Origin of the sequence: Mucilaginibacter celer, from assembly GCF_003576455.2 — a bacterium.
Lineage (GTDB): Bacteria > Bacteroidota > Bacteroidia > Sphingobacteriales > Sphingobacteriaceae > Mucilaginibacter > Mucilaginibacter celer.
Map to the genome: position 1 here is coordinate 5,066,195 of NZ_CP032869.1, position 16,923 is coordinate 5,083,117.

Genomic DNA, 16,923 nt, shown 5'->3' on the forward strand with positions numbered 1-16,923 from the left:
TTGATCATCACACTGCAACCGCATTCGCATCGATATAGCGTTCCGGGTCTGCCATATCCTGATTCCGGAAAGTAATGGTGATTTTAGTCCCAAATTCAGCTTCACAACTGAAGTCCGCTTGGATATCTTCACTTAAACCTTTAATGAGTTTCAATCCCAGGGAATCTGTTGCCTTTTTGCATTGATCATGCGGCATGCCGATTCCGTTGTCAATAATTTCCAGTTTAATCAAGCCTTTTTCTTCAACCATTAAAATGAATACATTTCCTTTTTTTTCGCCTGGAAAGGCGTATTTGATGGAATTGGTAACCGCTTCATTCAAGATCAAACCTAATGGAATAGCCTGCGACAAACCGAGCTCAATTTTTTCCACGTGGATATTAAATTGGATTTTTCCGCTGGTCTCAAAACTATCCTGGAGCGATTGGGTCAACTCTGGAATATAAGATGCCATATCAATGGTTTTGATGTCTTCAGATTGATAAAGTTTCTGATGAATCAATGACATCGCAAAGATCCGGTGCTGGCTGCTTTCTATTGCTTTTAAAGCATCATTTTCCAAATATCTCGCCTGTGATTCCAACAGGCAGATGACCGTGTGCAGGTTGTTTTTTACGCGGTGATGCACTTCTTTAAGCAGCCATTCCTTACCAGTAAGTAGTTGCTGAAGCAATTCATTTTTGTGTGTGATGATCGCGTTTGCTGCCCGTTTTTGTTTATATATCCGAAAATGAGTGCGCTCACAACAAGCATTACCAATACGCCTCCAAATGTGACAGCCTGAATGAGATTAGCATGTTGTAGCTTGGATTGCTGCAACAGTCCTTTTTGCTCGAGAATTTTTATTTGTTGGTCCTTCTTTTCCGTTTCGTATTGCACCTGTTGCTTCTGAAATTCGATGGCCTTTGTCTCGTTAAATATCGAATCTTGTGTGATATTATATTTCAAAAGATGTAAGACCGCCGACTTATAGTTACCCTGCGCTGTATCAAGCCTGAACTTCAAGGCGATCAGCGATGACCGGTCGTAAGTTGTACCACTTTTGTTAACTAACGCTTCGCACTTCTTTAAATACGCAGCCGCTAGCTGATATGATTTCGCCATCAGGTAAAATTTTGATACGATGGTGTAATCATTAATCAATTTGGCATTGTTAAGTGAAGCATTATTAGTTTCATCGATTTGTTGTAAAAGCTCGGTATAAGTCTTACCTGTTTTTACATCGTTTAGTGAGGTATAAATCTTGACAAACGATGAGGTCGCCAGGCGTGAAAGATCTATATTATCATTCGTTATCGGAAATTTTTTCAATATCCGATCCAATAGTTTTTTGGCGGGTAACGGTGAATTTAAAGCGATGTCGCTATTGATGATATTAAATGCTAAAAAATAAATGGTATTGACGTCTTTATAATATTCTGCCGTTTTAAGTGCCTGGGTAAAATAAATTACAGCGTTCTTGTGATCCTTCTTCTTGCCATACAATAACCCGATGTGATTATTTATGGCACATAACTCCATAGTGGTGTCCTTTTGCTGTTCGGCAACTTTTAAGGCAAGTAGCGCATATGGCAGTGCTTTTTGAATGTTAAGGTCATACATATAGGCCACAGCCATCAAATCATAAACTTCTTGCACCGCACTATAATGTATTGATTTATATAATGCAAGGGATTTTTCCAGGTTATCAATCGTTCCTTGAACGGTATTGGAATACTCGCCCAACCGTTTGTAACCATAGCCCTGTCGTTCAACATTGTTAATTTGCTTGTACGCTGCTATTCCCTTTTCATACAACTCAATCACTTTACTGCTTCCCGAATCATCAAAAGGGTTATAATATGTCGCTCGCTGGTAGTAAGCCTGTCCCAAATGATTATAATTTTTTGCATCGTTCAAAATTTGAATTGCTTTATCATTTAAAACCTTCGCGATATCGTCATGTTTGCTCTCCCTGGCCAGGTACGATTCTACCAGCGCGGTATAGCCATAGGCTGTGACCGACTTAATTTTGGAATTCATGGCTTTTGCCTGATCGATAAAAAGCTTGGCACTGTCGAGATCCGTTTTCAATTTGCCATTCTTGAAAATATTGAATTCTGCGAGTGTTAGCAAAGCATGAATATGAGTGGTATCCGTCCCCTTCTGACGAATAATATCTAGCAGCTGGTCTGCTTGTTGTCTGGTGATATCTGACTGTAACACGAAAAAGTTTTACAAAACAGAATGAAAATGAGTAAAAGTTTTTTCATACTCAATAATTGAGGCTTACATTAAAAGATATTATCCTTAACTAGTAACGCGAGCCAGAAAAAGGCTACTGCAAAAGTTTTTCAAACGTTGTGCCATTTTACATTCATTTGGAAATCAACAAGATTTGTATTTTAAGGCAATAGCTTTGCTTGTGATATTTCGGTAATTCCAAGATGATTAGTGAAATATCAATAAGGGTTTATTAGAGCAGAGATCCAATTGTGCCCTTCTTATCGTTTTTTAAAGGACAGTTGCATTTGGCAAAACATTATTACTAGATGGTTGCTAATCTAATCGCCTTAAGCAATACCTGAATGACTACGCGAATGACTTTCAACAACCCCACGCTAACGGCAAAGCACTGCCCGCTATTTCGCCTGTAAAACGGATCATTTCTTTGAAGAAACAAAACACTGATAATGAGATTTAGAGAACTATTATTGGTTCGATTTACCCTGAAAAACTACATTTTGATGGACAACAACATTGAACCGCTCGCGTGAATGTGATTGTTGAATTTATTCAGTTAATTTACAGCGAGTTACGAGATAAAAAGGAAGGGCAAGAACTGAAAATTCAGTCTTGCGCAGTTGGGTGCACCCGACTGTGTGCTTCTCGAACCATTTTTTAAATGACCTAAACCTTTTTTCCTCATTGTCAATTGCAAAGTAACTAACACATATCATTTGTAAAATAGCTATTCAAACCTGATGTACTCATAAACCATTTTTTGGATGATCTTAAACGAATAGCTACCATATTTTATGACTGAGGCCGATTTGAAGTATTTAACGCTTTGGGGATTGAACAACAAAAATTATTGCATCTGATAAGTTTCGGCACGACAGATTATTGATACTGTTGAGCATGAAAATACGGAAACTTCAAGGCAGAACATTGGCTATTTACCTCGAGGTCCTGGAATTGCTACATATACGGTATAGATAATCAATTATACAATCAAATTTCATAAACATGAAGTTGCCTACGCCTTTAACAGCGAAGAAATAAAAACTGAATGGTGATTAGTGAAAGATTAGATCGCCGATCATTACTTCCTATAACAAAATCAAAATGGAAATCTTATTATTTTCTCATGACCCGCCACATGATGTTTTCCTGCCTGATCGTCAACCTTCAAGCCCCCTATAGTATACATTGCGACGATACAACAGAGCCCTGCGTCTTTTTGACCGGAACCTCGCCACAGGATTTACAGACACAATTATTGAAATCTCGCTTATTTTGCTATTAAAAGCGAAATATCACTGGCAATCACCGCGCGAAAAGATTATAAACCATTGATTAAAAGAGCATTAAATGAAGGCATATTTATTGTAACAACAATTAAAACTGTTAAAGACGCGTTGATAACAACAATCGGCAATTTATGGGAAATGTTTTTCTATGGTATGACAGCCAAAGCGATCGGGGAACTCGAAGGTTCGGTGTTTATGATCGCCGCTGATGGAGCGTAGTTGGTTGACATACGGCATTAGCCTCCAAATATTTAAAAAAGATTGATCAAACCCAATCAGCGGAACACCAAAAAATCAAATCAATTATGAACCCACGACCAGAATTATTCAGCCTTGAAGCATTCACCAGTATCGGCCTGATGATACTGATCTTGTTGGTGGCGGCCCAGTTTTTACGCCCGGAATTAAAAGTACCTCCCGTTAGCCGGGATGCACCTTTACCAGCCGATGTTAAAGCGATCTTTAAAAAATCATGCTATGATTGCCACTCCAATGAAGCTGAATTATGCTGGGGCGATCAGATCGTACCCGGTTACTGGCTGGTCGTCCGGCACATTAAGCAAGGGCGTTCACACCTAAATTTTTTCGAATGGGAAAAGCTAACGCCGACTGAACGTAAACAGAAATTATGGGAAGCGATTAATCACACCCTGCTTTGTGCAATGCCGCGCGCAGATTATGTTTTTATGCATGCGCCAGCAAATGTATCAGATAAGGAGTTAACTGTTTTAAAAAAACTATCTGGCCGGCATGGTAGATAATAAGCCTTCCGATAATTTGAAAATCAATGCGGAAGCTTTCCATTACCAGCAATTGATGCATGTGGAGGAGCTGTCTATTCTTCCCGTTTCACCCTAAGGAATCACTTATGATCCAAATTATAAAAACTGGCAAATCCTCGGTAAGAGCGACCGATATGAAAGCGGGACCATGCCGGTCATATTTGGTAATGAGGTCGCGATCCGGGCGGTCAGTGATCATCAAACACGTCCGTGGCCCGACTGAGCCTACCTTGTCGAAGCACTTTGGACCAAAATCACAGATTCCGCAGGAAACGCGCGCAGCGCCGCTCTTATACAGTTGGATTTCATGATCAAAAATTCTCAAATGTATGCTTCTACCTGTGGCTGGGGCTTTGCCCGTTTTAAAACATTAAAAATGATACCGTATGGAAAAATGTCATTGTTGGCGTCAGAGTGCATCAGTTGCCGTCGGCTTATGAAAAATCAAGATTATGTATTTACTGTTCCTGTAAAAGCTGAACGTCATGAAGGTCGCAAGATTTTTTCTTTTAGTTGCTGTTGCTCTGTCTATATGTGGCTGTGACAGGGTGCCCCATGTGGATCAGCAATCGAATACCGGGCTGCAATACCTAAGAGCTTGGGTTTGGCCCATCAAATTATAAAGCTATGAGTAGGCTGATTGATAAGAAAGCTTGCACCATGTGTACCCTTTGCGCAAATGACATCTCCATGCGTGCGCCCAAGTCGGGCAGGATGAGATGTGCGCGGACATTAGACATGGCGCTGGTAACCTGGAAACAGCGGGAGAATCCGTATTGGTATGGAAATAACATCCCGAGTGAATTATTGTCGATTGAAATGCTTAGTTCAGAAAACCGGACGGGCAGCATAAGGTATACACTTTTGAAGAAAAAAAACTGATCTCCAACGTCAATGCATCGGAAAAAGATCAGCGAAAAAGCTTTTTCCTGAGTCAGAGACCTTCAATTATCCATAACTGTTTTTTAATGACCGAAAACTTCAACTTGTCCTATATCAAGGCGTCAAATCTATTTTTGACAATTGTATTCCTTTTGACCTCAATAACAATACCTACCGATGTCAGAGGACAATATTATGGCTATCCTAAGCCGGTGCCGCCGCAGCAGGAAAGTCTTTTGATCGAAAAGCTAAATAACATGGCCGAGCGGAACGGCAAGGTCGATATCCTTTTGGCTTTGGCTAACCTCTATTATAATAAGCCCTTAAGAAAGGAATCGGAACTTCGTACGGCGGAACTTTACGCTGAAAGGGCAAGACGGCTTAGTATCCAGCTTAACAATAAACACGGCTTCAACCGGGCTCAGATCCGATTGGCGGAGATTTATGGAGACCGTCACCTTCTCAGCGAAGCTGAAGCATTATTGCCTACCGTTTCCGGCAAGGACAGGATCGATATGCTACTTACGCTGAGCAGTAAAAACTTTTATGAAGCCAATGATATAACGGACAACTATTACAGGAAGTCGCTTAAGTTTGCTGCGGAGGCAAGGGATTCTTCCCGCACATCAAAAGTAAAAGAAAAAGAAATAATCGCCAGGACCCTGCTGACCTACTTTCGCTATTATGGAAACTATGCAGGGATTGAAAAAGACTACCTGGATGTGATCAAAGAGTGCAGATCGGCAAATTATCCCTATCTTCAATATGTGTATTTGCCCATGTTCATCTACTATAGGGGTAATGGAGATTATGCAAAAGTATTTGAACTTGCCCAAAAATCGCTCGAACTTGAAAAAAAATTAAATGATCCACTTGCATTAGCTGATTGTTACGCTGCTCTGGCAAATTTTTACCACATCAATAAACAACCGGAAAAATATATTGAATACCTAAAGTTATCGATTAACGCGCAAAAGGTACATCCCAGCATGTTCAATGATAGTCCCCCCAAAAACGTTACCCTTATATCAAGGACATTAAGAGAAATGGGGCGTTATAATGAAGCGCTTATTTATCTGCAAAAAAGTATAAAAGAGTTTCCGGCATCCGGATCTCAAAATGCACGCTATGAAAGCGAATTAGGCCGCTGTTACCAAAAGATAAACGTTGTAAAGGCTGAAAAGCATTTACTTAAGGCTTATAAATATTTAAACAGCGTACACGAGGCCTTTCGGGCTGATCACCAGGAGATGGCACAGTTTTATATCGAGACAAAGTACTATGCCAAAGCCCGGCCTTATCTTGACCGGATTTCTAACGAGGTAAAACAAAAACTTGAAATATCGACGCGCAGCCAGATCGAGTACATGTACTTTAAGGTTGATTCAGCAACTGGTAATTACAAGTCTGCGATAACTCACCTGAGCCGTAATAAAGAACTTGAGAATTTCTACTTAACCGAAAAAAAGAACAAAGACGTCCAGGAGCTGAGTATTAAGTATGAGACGAAAAAAAGGAAGACCAAATCAAAATACTTAACCAAAACTCCGCTTTGGAAATGGGTAGACTACAAAGTCTAAATCTAATCAAAAATGTAACTATCGCTGGTATATTTCTTGTAGCGGTCATTGCCGCCTTATTCTACCGGCAAAGTACTATCCGAAAAAAAAACAACCTGATCATTTTGAAGAAAAACGAATTACTCGAGCATCTCTTAAAGGAGAAGGAATGGTTATTAAAAGAGGTGCATCATCGCGTAAAAAACAACCTGCATACTGTCGTTTGCCTGCTGGAATCGCAGGCGATCAATTTAAACGATGACGCTTTACATGCGATAGAAAATTGCCAGCACCGAATTTATGCCATGTCACTTATCCATCAGAAACTTTACCAGTCTGAAGATATTAAAACGGTTAACATGGCAACCTTTTTACCTGAGTTCATTGGTTATCTTAAAGACAGTACCGGCACCGGCAACAAGATATATTTTGAGCTTGAGGTGGACCTGATAAAAGTTGAAGTATCACTCGCCATACCGCTCTCGCTAATCATCAATGAGGCCGTGACCAATGCCATCAAATATGCATTTCAAGGGCGAACAAATGGCATCATATCCATTAAGATGAATACTTATGGCCCTAAAGTTAAATTGATTATCTCCGATAACGGAATCGGCATACAACAAGATCAGCTTCAACGACCGTCTAATTCACTTGGCCTCAAACTTATCAGGGGATTGGCCGATGATATCAATGGTAGCCTCGATATCCAAAATAAAAATGGGACTTCCATCATGTTCGAGTTTCAAATCGAGCCGATAACCTATAATGATGACGTATTGGCCGAGACAGAAATTGCATGGAACAGTTAAATGTTTTGTGATCGTGTCCAAAATTATTCGATTACTTGTTCAAGAGCGATCAAAAGTCATAACCCCTCAGCCCCTAGCCCAAGTCAGTTTAATGGAAGTTCAGATGCTGATATTAATTGTGTCCCATACTAAGTTCTTTGTTCAGATTGTCAGTATTAAAGCAATCGATATTTGGTCCTACTACTTTCTTGGATAGCAATTTTTGCATTGATAACCTGGCCCAAGCAGTTCACTAGCTACATTCCGAAAGAGTTGGAAGATAAGATGGTGGATTCCATATCAATCGACAGCCCCTAAGAATCTAAAATAACTTAACAAGGCCGCCGCTATTATAGGAACGACCCGGTTACCGTTTTATGATAGAACCATATTGTTTATCATTTGCTATGCCCAGTCATTAACTTTCAGTTCTTTTACGCGTTTCTCTTTCGTGCTGAAATCGGCTGCAGCACTTCGTTGAGCATATATGCGAGCTATTTGCCAACGACCACAGCTATGCCTTGTGAAAGTCTATGTTCAGGTATCTCGTAAAAATATTTCGGATACCTTATTTGTGTATCGATTATTGCTTTACAGTATGCGAAATTTACTTAGCCTCGTGAAAACTCTAAGCAGCCATGTATATCTTCAGCATTTGCATTTGCGAAATCGCTCAATTCATTGTTGCGCAAAACATAAATACTGAATTTTTTGGAAATAAAAATCCAAGTTGCGTCGATCGGCATACCCGGTTCAAATAATAAATCGTCCTCCAGCAAACACTTGTCTTGTATATGTTACAGCAGCAAGTCCAGCTGTATCTGAGGAACTTCTTTTAATGGTTCGATCGATTTTAAAAATGCGTAGTAACTTTCACGCGGCCTATAATAATTGGACAAGCAGCATCTCTACCTTCGGTTGATTTGATACTCGTATCTTTATCGGTGTTTCAAATATTATTGCTATAATGGGGTCTCGTTGTTAAAAAAGAGGGATAGGTTCGAGTTCATTTTGAATGATATCACTTTGGAACAGGACGCTGATTTTCGTTCCTCCTTCATTCCGAATAATCAGCTGGGCATTTATATCTTCACTTAATCCTTTCATCAGAATCATGCCAAGTGAACTTGTTTTTTTATCAGATGGTGAAATATTAATACCGATACCGTTATCCGCCACAAATAATGACACTTGTTTGCCGTTTTGTTTCATACTGATCATTATTTCTCCCGATACTGTTTTTGGAAAAGCGTATTTGATAGAATTGGTAACGGCTTCGTTGATAATTAGCGCTATCGGGATTGCCTGTACCGTGCTTAGCCTCATAGGGGCGATATCCAGGCAGAATTTAATATGCCGATTTGAAACCCAGACGTCGGCGAGATAAGCTACGAATTCTGCGATGTAAGATTGCATATCAATGGTCTTAATATCTTCAGATTGATAAAGTTTCTGATGGATCAGTGAGATTGTGTAAATCCGTTGCTGAATTATTTCCATTGCTTTCAAAGCATCATTTTCAAGATAGGCTGCCTGGGATTCCATCAGGCAAATGATGGTATGCAAATTGTTTTTTACCCGGTGGTGAACTTCTTTTAACAACCAGTCTTTTTCAATCAGCAAATGCTGCAGCTGCTCGTTTTTTTGTGAGATCGTCTCATTCTTTCTAATAATGATTTTATTGTTTTTTTGCTTAATTCGATAATTATAATAAAGTATCAGCGATATAACTATAACGACCATTATGCCAGCCATTGTGCTGTTTCGTTGTATATTGGCTTTATCAAGCTTTGCTTGTTGCGCCAGGGCCTGGCTGTTAAGGGACCTGATCTGCTGCTCTTTTTGATTGGCCTCATATTTTACCTGCAATTCATTTAATTGCCTTACTTTACTTGCCGTAAATAATGAATCGGTGATTCTTTTATGTAACTCAAAATGCCTGATGGCGGTTATAAAATGACCGGAGGCAGAGTCAATTTTGAACAGCTCAAACTGAATTTTTCCCTGCTGTACCGGGGGAATGATCTCTGATCGGTATGCTTCTATTGCATGAAGATACCTGCTGGCCTTTTCAAATGATCCAATGGTAACATAAAAATGCCCTACAGCGTACATCTCCTGTGCATAGAGGTACTTCCTTTCATGCAATTTGTCAAACTGGTCATAAGCAATAAGAGATTTTTTGTAATAGTTTTCTGCGATATCGAAACGTTTCCGCGCTTCATAATAATGACCGTATGCCAAGTTAAGAAATATACCTGCATCGGGGCTTTTACGGGCTCTCCCTGCATATTTTTTTAAAAACACCCAGGTCTCATTTAACTTGTTTTGGCTTACAAGTGAATTTACACCAAATTGAATTGCTGAACAATACACCGTCGAACTGACAGTACTTTCACCTGATGACACTGTCTTTTTTACCCAGAATAATGCTTTGTCAAATTGTCCTAGAATGTTGTAAAGCTGTGCGAGTGAAATATATGTCCAATACTTGTCCGGTGCGTCTGAATGCGTAGCGTACAACATGTCGAGGACTTTCAATCTATATAACAATTCCTTCGATTGATCTCCTTTTCTGTAGTTTACATTTGCAAGCAGATCATAAGTAGAAGTCAGGTTTTTATAACCAATTGCCTGGTATTTGTAAATTACGTTTTTCAACTCATTTTCCGCCTGATCCAGCTTTCCCTGCTGCATATGAATATCCGCGAGATTTTTCAGCGTTTGTATTTCCTTTTGTTTTTGACCTGTCTCGGAGAACAACTTAAGCGCCTTTTCATGATAACTGGCCATCTCTGTTAAAAAGCGGGATCTGTTTTGCTATAGTTCAGTTTTTCGGTATAAGTTTCATAAGTTTCCGCTTCCTGTATCTTATTCCCTGTTTTTTGAAAATTGCGTATCAGGCTGTCAAAAGTATATTTCGCATTTTGATAGTCATGTTTTTCGAAATAATAATTCATCATCGAAATCCAAATCCTGTTTTGCCATTTATTTGATTGAAGCTTATCAACGATTATTTTCGCTTGATTGAAGTAAGTAATTGCCACATCAAGATCTTCTTTGAATTCGTTGGGTTTAAAAAGATAGAAATCACCGAGTTTTAAAAGCACATTCAATTTATCCGAATCGGGCTGATTTTTGTTTAATTTTTCCAAAAGCGAATCCGGCGATGACAGATGATCTTGCGCAATTGCTATATACGCGACACTTGTGAAGAAGCAGATGACTAAAAATTTACCCATGGGGATCGTTTTTAAAATCAAAGAAGTCTTTTCGGCGGGAAAGTTCAGCTTATAAAACCGTAATGATTATTTCGGTAGAGATCGGTTATCATTTGAGATATCTTGCAGGGCATTTCACTTTACAACAACTTTAACAAATACTTCTTCCAATTTTAGCTTTAGATACTTCAATTTTCAAAGCTAATTTACTGATTTAATATGATTTTTCAAACATTCTCTCAATCAGGCACTTACTTTTGTAGAGGTTAAATATAAAAGTGCTTATTCGAGGCTCGCTTTCCAACCTATTCTTTGGAATATATAGCTTTCGCCTTGATAACAAGGCTCAAACGGGCAGGCTCAGCGCCGCTGCCCACTATTGGCGATCGTCGCTATCTCAATGCAAGATTGAAAATATAGGGCATATCGTAATGTCTCTAAGAAATACGTACTGCTAATTATCTCATATTGAATTCATTGCAGATTGGCATTGGATTCTTTTTCAGCCGATAAAGCTTAACGAGATGAAAAATCAGACTCAACAAAAATACATTCAATTTAATGGTCAATATCCTTCAAATAATACGCTATATACTGGAAGAAAAAGGGTAATTGGTTGATGCAGTCACCGATATACTTTCATTTAATAAATTAGGCAACGTCAAGCCTGACTTGATCCTGCTTGACGACTGGCTTAGCGATGGATATGGGCACCTGCTTTGCAGGGCATTAAAGCAGAACCGTCAGACTAAAACAATCCCGGTGGTACTGATTTCTGCAAAAAATGACATCGAATGCATTGCTGAAAAAAGCCATGCAGATGATTATATCCCTAAACCTTTCGATCTCGACTTCTTTATGGATAAAGTCCAGTCTTGGCTATCACCACATCAAAACGCCCTAAGGCCTGACTAAGTTGAGACTACTCAAATATTTAATGAAGTAATACGGAAAGTTTGTACTTTAATCAACTGCCGCAATCCGCTGCGATTAGCAACTCCAAACCATGAAGTTGATTTTTACGAATTTTCCTTCGCACATCTTCTTTATCTGTTTTTTGCACCATGTCGTGCATTGCGGAAATTAGAAACCCTGCCGTACCATAACATGGATCTAAAATTAAATCAGTTGTTTTAAGTTCAGCTAAATCGCAAAACCAATTCTGTGATATGTTTCGGTGTTAATACGATTCCTAAATTTTGCCGTCTATTCCAGTGGCCCCTATCAGGTTTACGACTTCGTACCGACTTACCTGAAAGGCGTATTGGGTTTTATGGGCATGACCGATCTCAAGATCTTCCGGGCAGAGGGCCTGGCTTACCCCGGACAGGCGGAGGCGGCCCTGCAGCGCGGTATCAGCTCTATTGCCCTGTAGATAATGTGCAGCCATATCGTGGCACTATTCGTGTGGCATGAATAGCGGCGGTAAATTGCCGCCAATAACCTCCTGCTTAAAATAATCAAATGGAAAAATTAGCATTACTGGCCCGCCTGGAGGCCAAACCCGGTAAAGAACAGCAAGTTGCCGACTTGCTTAAAAGCGCTTTGCCCTTGGCGGAAGCCGAGCCAGGCACCATCCGCTGGTATGCATTGCAACTCAGTCCCTCCACTTTTGGCATATTCGACACATTTGCCGATGAAGCCGGCCGGGACGCACATTTAGGCGGCGAGATACCTAAAGCCTTAGCAGCTGTCGCGAATGATTTACTGGCCGTGCGACCGGTGATCGAAAAAGTAGATCTGCTGGCCATTAAATAGCACAAAACAAAGATCCCCGGCGATCATCTGGCGGGGGACCTTTTTATTATACTTTATTTTGGGGCTTTTTGAGATGCTGAAAGCGGCCTATTTAAAAACCATACATACCGCCCGAAACGGAGATCTGCTCGCCGGTTATCCAGGCTGCATCATCGGAAGCAAGGAATACCGCTGCTTTGGCAATATCTTCCGGCTGGCCCCGGCGGCCAAGCGGCGTTTTTTCAATAAACATTTTTTCATAGTCGCTGCCGGCTGTTACCCCCGCTTCGGTTGCACCCTCTGTTTCTGTTGCGCCAGGCAATATGGAATTGACACGAACGCTTTTGACACCCAACTCTTTTGCTAAAGCAATAGTGAAGGCATCTAAGGCCGCTTTGGTTGCGGAATACAAAGATGCCCCCGGAAGCGGCATTTTGCTGGCGCCGGAACTGATATTGATGATATTGCCGCCTTTGTCGCCAAATAATTTCAAGGCCGCCTGGATCGTTAGTATCGGCCCTAATACATTGACGTTGAAACTCTGATGAAAACCGGCTACTGATATGCCTTCAATAGGTGCGTATCCCTGCGCGACCGCGTTGTTAACCAGAATATTCAATCCGCCGAATGCTTTCGCTGTTTCTTCAAAAAGCCTCGTTACATCGGCTTCATTCGATACATCGGCCTGTACCGCGATAGCGATGCCGCCGTTATCAGTTATGGCTTTCACCACTTGTTCTGCGGCTTCTTTGCTGGAAACATAGTTGATCACCACTTTTGCGCCTTCGGCCGCGAAATGTTTCGCGATGGCTGCACCTATTCCTTTTGCTGCACCGGTTACTACCGCTACTTTATTTTTTAATCTGCTCATTGTTTATATTATTTAAGATTTGAATTTAACCAGGTCCTGGAAGATCAGCTGACCCCAGGTATTGCCATGCGCCTGCACCAGCAGCCCGCCTTCAGCGAGCCCGCCCAGTTTTACCGGCACGAACCCGAGATCTTCGGCCAGCGCACCGATCTCCGCTGCTGCGGCTTCATCGTCGCTAGCCAGATATACGACCCTTCGGCCACCGTGTACCGACGGATTCTGCTCAAGAATGGCAGCCCCCAAATGGTTGAAGCCTTTAACGAGTTTCCCACCGGTGAACGCCTGCGCCACGAATTTGGCTGAAGGCAGTCCGTTCATCTGCTCGGGTGGCACGCCATAAGCGTTGGTCACATCGACAATAATTTTACCCTCCCAGTTGGGCAGCGCTTTAGCGACATCCCGGTGCGCTGCAAAACGCACCGCTAAAAAGATAACGTCCGCTTTGACGGCGTCCGCCAGTGTGGTGGCAATGATCTCCGGGCCGATCGCGGCCGCGTCGGAGGTGAAGCTTTCCGGGTCCCGTGTGGTAGCCACCGCTACCTTGATGCCCTTGCGGGCAAATGCCTTGGCCAGGGCCTGGCCGATCTTGCCGAAGCCAATAATGGCGTAGTTTGCTGAATTAGTCATTTTTTAGTTATTTAGATAAATAGGTCATACCGCCGTCCACCAGGAGTTCAGCACCCAACATAAAAGAAGAATCATCAGAGGCCAGGAAAACGGCTGTTTTACCAATGTCACTTGGTTGCCCGATCCTGCCGATAGGCATTTGATCGGCAAAGTGCCTTTTTACCGCTTCCATTTGTTCTACGGGAACAAACTTGTCAAACGCCGGGGTATCTGTGGTACCAGGTGTGATCACATTTGCCCTGATCTTCCGGTCTAACAGGTCACTTGAAAATCCTTTGGCTAAATAGATCACGGCCGCTTTGGCAGCGCCATAAAGCGTAAAATTCGCATAGGCCCGATGGGCAGCATTTGACCCGATCAGAATGATCGAGCCACCATCATTCATATAGGGTAGTGCTTTCTGTACGGTGAAGTAAACACTCTTCAGGTTCAGGTCGATCGCCTGGTCGAACGCGGCTTCATAAAAAGTCGCTACTGTTCCTACTGCTCCGGCACCCGCATTGGCGACAATGATGTCTATCTTGCCAAACTTTTCAGCGGTTGCTGCAAATACCCTTTCCAGGTCGGCCAGGTTGGTTACATCAGCATTGATGCCTATGAAATTTTCGCCAAGTCGCGCTACGGAACGATCTAAGGTTTCCTGGTTCCTGCCGACGACAACTCCCTTTGCACCTTCGTACTTGAATTCCAATGCAATGCCCAATCCGATACCGCTATTACCGCCCGTGATCACCGCTACTTTATTTGTTAATCTGCTCATTTTTAATTTATATTTAAATTTGTTTCGCAAAGTTACTATCAATAGTTTACTTTTGTAACCATTATGATTGAATCTGGTTACTAATGGGTAACTACAAATTTTGAAATATGAGAGACGAGCGATTTTGCGCATCAAATTGCCCCTTTACGCGGGCCATCGGAACCATTGGTAATAAATGGAAACCGATCATCATCAATGTGATCGGCACCCGTACCGTTCGTTTCGGTCAGCTGGATTCCATTATTCCGCTTATTTCCAGGAAAGTTCTGACCGAACAACTCAAAGAGCTGGAAGAGGACGGGTTGTTGGAAAGAATGGCCTATAAGGAACTCCCGCCAAGGGTCGAATATAAATTGTCTGAAAAAGGCCTGGCTTTTCTGCCGATCTTAGAAAGTATAAAAGCATGGAATTGCAAATATGAGGTAGCGCCGCTGACCGAAGCGCTTGATCAAAAAAGTCGGATAACCTATGCAAACTAACGTATTGCAGAGCCTCCTTAGACGTTTGCCGAAACCCGGGCCATCGATCTGAATTTATCAGGGAATCAGCCTCGCTTCCCGCAATTGTTTAAAGAGGTCATAAAAGCCATCTTCCGTATCCTGGTAGACTGTAAATCCCAGCTTACGGCTCTTGGACATATCGGTCATGACCTCGATTGGCCTGCCCAGGTCGAGATCGGTATGCCAGGGACTGGCGAGCCGGTTAAGCGCGGGTTCTTTCAAATGATATTTTTGCGCGATCTCCCGCCAGACAGGGGCGTCATCAGCCATCGTTCGTTCCAGCGGATGAATGGTGCCATCGAAGCCTGCGGATTCAACGCCGAAATAAGCTGCGATCCGGCTCCATAACCTGCTCCAGCGAAAAACATCGCCGTTAACGATATTGAAAGCCTGGTTCCGCGCGGCATCCGTAGTCGAAGCCCAGATCAGTTGTGCAGCCAATATCCGTGCATCGGTGACATCGGACAGCCCGTTCCATTGGGCGGCTGAGCCGGGAAATATAAAGGGACGATCCGTTTCCTTGCAGATCGAGGCGTAGACCGCCAGCGTGGTGCCCAGGTTCATGGCGTTACCTACCGCCTGACCAATAACGGTATGCGGGCGGTGAATGCTCCAGGTAAATCCATCGCGTTCGGCAGCAGTATAAACTTCGTCTTCCTGGGCATAATAAAAGTTCTCGATGTCCAGCCGGGGATGTTCCTCGCGTAAAGGGGTTTCCGGCAAAAATCCTGCTTGGGCATACGCCTCGAACGGCCCCAAATAATGCTTTAAGCCCGTCACCAGGGCTACGTGCTGAACAGATCTGTTCAGGGCTAATACCTCCAGCAGATTAACTTGGCACGAATCAAACCATTTTCTGCTAGTAATGATCAACATTGAGATTTGTGAATTTAAATCGAAAGAAAAATTCGATAAATTTGTACTTAGATTTGCGTCACCATTTTAAACAAGAAAACTGGTGAGTCACGCGGTGAGTCAATTTTCGAACAACGAATAATTGACTGAAGATCAAAAGAATACAGGGTCGGGTTCTGATCCCTCCCTCTCCGCTGATAACGTTAACAAAAGTGTCAAAAAGCCCTTTAATTGTAAATTAAAGGGCTTTTTCTATTTTTCACCCTACCAAAAATCGCATAAAAACGCATAATTCTATTGCATCATTCGTAGCGTCTTTTAAATCAAAAAAAAGACGCAATGAAAAACGACATAAAACACTGTAATACAAGATTTTTACGATAAAAACATCTTGTCTAACAATGGCAATAAAACTAAATTTATCATCTTTAAAAATGCACTTTTATGATTGAAAAAAGCTTTGGTTTACTATTTTTCCTAAAACAAGCTAAAAATCAAACTGGTAACCTAAGTGGACATTCCGGAACCGATGATCAATGCGTTCCGGAAAAGCGTTCAGGGAGTTCCGTTACACTTTGACCATGCTATCTCCTTGAACCAGATCTTTTAAATTTTATACTCTTCAACACATTCACAGCTCTAATCGGCATGGAACAGCATGGTCAAGCATCTGGGAACATCCAACGTACACGAAATTTCATAGATCGAACTGGCCTTAAGAAATACGTAACGGCTGACCACTTTGAAGTACTCGGCGGACAATGATCCTAAGTCAATCTATCCTTGATCCTAAGTCAATCTATCCTATTAAACAAGCGTTGCTTTT

16 protein-coding genes and 1 pseudogene are annotated in these 16,923 nt (G+C 41.8%); 9 read left to right on the top strand and 8 right to left on the bottom strand.

The features are described from left to right. Positions 1-7 precede the first annotated feature (7 nt). Together HYN43_RS20825 and HYN43_RS20830 are read right to left on the bottom strand one after the other, a co-directional pair. Entirely contained in the window at positions 8-673 is a 666-nt protein-coding gene (locus HYN43_RS20825) for a sensor histidine kinase (RefSeq protein ID WP_119411150.1), read from the bottom strand. After that, on the bottom strand, positions 613-2,205 hold the full coding sequence (locus tag HYN43_RS20830) for a tetratricopeptide repeat protein (protein ID WP_119411151.1): 1,593 nt from the start codon (positions 2,203-2,205) through the stop codon (positions 613-615). Before HYN43_RS20830 ends, HYN43_RS20825 begins: the two co-directional genes overlap by 61 nt. 1,349 nt (positions 2,206-3,554) lie before the next feature. Here HYN43_RS20830 and HYN43_RS30475 point away from each other — a divergent pair. The 5 genes and pseudogenes from HYN43_RS30475 (at position 3,555) to HYN43_RS20850 (ending at position 7,547) form a co-directional block, all read left to right on the top strand. Next, entirely contained in the window at positions 3,555-3,731 is a 177-nt protein-coding gene (locus HYN43_RS30475; protein ID WP_162996566.1) for a hypothetical protein, read from the top strand. Between the two features lie 140 nt (positions 3,732-3,871). Further along, positions 3,872-4,273 carry a heme-binding domain-containing protein gene (locus HYN43_RS20835; protein WP_162996567.1) on the top strand — a complete coding sequence of 134 codons (402 nt, stop codon included), beginning with the start codon at positions 3,872-3,874 and terminating at the stop codon, positions 4,271-4,273. 262 nt (positions 4,274-4,535) lie between these two features. Beyond that, positions 4,536-4,838, top strand: a pseudogene (locus tag HYN43_RS20840) (cytochrome P460 family protein); the annotation flags it as partial. Positions 4,839-5,262: 424 nt separating this feature from the next. After that, positions 5,263-6,756: a tetratricopeptide repeat protein gene (locus HYN43_RS20845; RefSeq protein WP_162996568.1), complete on the top strand. Its 1,494-nt coding sequence runs from the start codon at positions 5,263-5,265 to the stop codon at positions 6,754-6,756. A 104-nt stretch (positions 6,757-6,860) separates the two neighbouring features. Continuing rightward, on the top strand, positions 6,861-7,547 hold the full coding sequence (locus HYN43_RS20850) for a sensor histidine kinase (protein WP_162996569.1): 687 nt from the start codon (positions 6,861-6,863) through the stop codon (positions 7,545-7,547). A gap of 960 nt (positions 7,548-8,507) precedes the next feature. On the opposite strand, the gene HYN43_RS20855 is transcribed toward HYN43_RS20850, so the two are convergent. Both HYN43_RS20855 and HYN43_RS20860 read right to left on the bottom strand, forming a co-directional pair. Then, on the bottom strand, positions 8,508-10,319 hold the full coding sequence (locus HYN43_RS20855) for a tetratricopeptide repeat-containing sensor histidine kinase (RefSeq protein WP_119411156.1): 1,812 nt from the start codon (positions 10,317-10,319) through the stop codon (positions 8,508-8,510). Positions 10,320-10,324: 5 nt separating this feature from the next. Next, entirely contained in the window at positions 10,325-10,768 is a 444-nt protein-coding gene (locus tag HYN43_RS20860) for a hypothetical protein (RefSeq protein WP_119411157.1), read from the bottom strand. Positions 10,769-11,359: 591 nt separating this feature from the next. Here HYN43_RS20860 and HYN43_RS20865 point away from each other — a divergent pair. The 3 genes from HYN43_RS20865 to HYN43_RS20880 all read left to right on the top strand — a co-directional run bounded on the left by HYN43_RS20865 (position 11,360) and on the right by HYN43_RS20880 (position 12,505). Further along, positions 11,360-11,662, top strand: a complete 303-nt coding sequence (locus tag HYN43_RS20865) for a response regulator (RefSeq protein ID WP_119411158.1) — start codon at positions 11,360-11,362, stop codon at positions 11,660-11,662. Positions 11,663-11,924: 262 nt separating this feature from the next. After that, on the top strand, positions 11,925-12,122 hold the full coding sequence (locus HYN43_RS30910) for an NAD(P)H-dependent oxidoreductase (protein ID WP_119411159.1): 198 nt from the start codon (positions 11,925-11,927) through the stop codon (positions 12,120-12,122). Between the two features lie 89 nt (positions 12,123-12,211). Beyond that, entirely contained in the window at positions 12,212-12,505 is a 294-nt protein-coding gene (locus HYN43_RS20880) for a putative quinol monooxygenase (RefSeq protein WP_119411160.1), read from the top strand. Between the two features lie 91 nt (positions 12,506-12,596). Here the strand turns inward: HYN43_RS20880 and HYN43_RS20885 are convergent, their stop codons facing one another. Genes HYN43_RS20885 through HYN43_RS20895 form a run of 3 tightly spaced genes read right to left on the bottom strand, consistent with a single transcriptional unit; the run spans position 12,597 to position 14,742 of the window. Continuing rightward, positions 12,597-13,355 carry an SDR family NAD(P)-dependent oxidoreductase gene (locus HYN43_RS20885; RefSeq protein ID WP_119411161.1) on the bottom strand — a complete coding sequence of 253 codons (759 nt, stop codon included), beginning with the start codon at positions 13,353-13,355 and terminating at the stop codon, positions 12,597-12,599. 12 nt (positions 13,356-13,367) lie between these two features. Then, complete coding sequence (locus HYN43_RS20890) at positions 13,368-13,982, bottom strand: NADPH-dependent F420 reductase (RefSeq protein WP_119411162.1); 615 nt, start codon at positions 13,980-13,982, stop codon at positions 13,368-13,370. A 7-nt stretch (positions 13,983-13,989) separates the two neighbouring features. Continuing rightward, entirely contained in the window at positions 13,990-14,742 is a 753-nt protein-coding gene (locus tag HYN43_RS20895) for an SDR family NAD(P)-dependent oxidoreductase (protein ID WP_119411163.1), read from the bottom strand. A 107-nt stretch (positions 14,743-14,849) separates the two neighbouring features. Between HYN43_RS20895 and HYN43_RS20900 the strand changes: the two genes are divergently transcribed. Continuing rightward, a complete protein-coding gene (locus HYN43_RS20900) occupies positions 14,850-15,221 on the top strand; it encodes a winged helix-turn-helix transcriptional regulator (RefSeq protein ID WP_119411164.1) in 372 nt (123 codons plus the stop codon). 57 nt (positions 15,222-15,278) lie between these two features. On the opposite strand, the gene HYN43_RS20905 is transcribed toward HYN43_RS20900, so the two are convergent. After that, positions 15,279-16,118, bottom strand: a complete 840-nt coding sequence (locus HYN43_RS20905) for a Rossmann-fold NAD(P)-binding domain-containing protein (protein WP_119411165.1) — start codon at positions 16,116-16,118, stop codon at positions 15,279-15,281. Between the last annotated feature and the right edge of the window lie 805 nt (positions 16,119-16,923).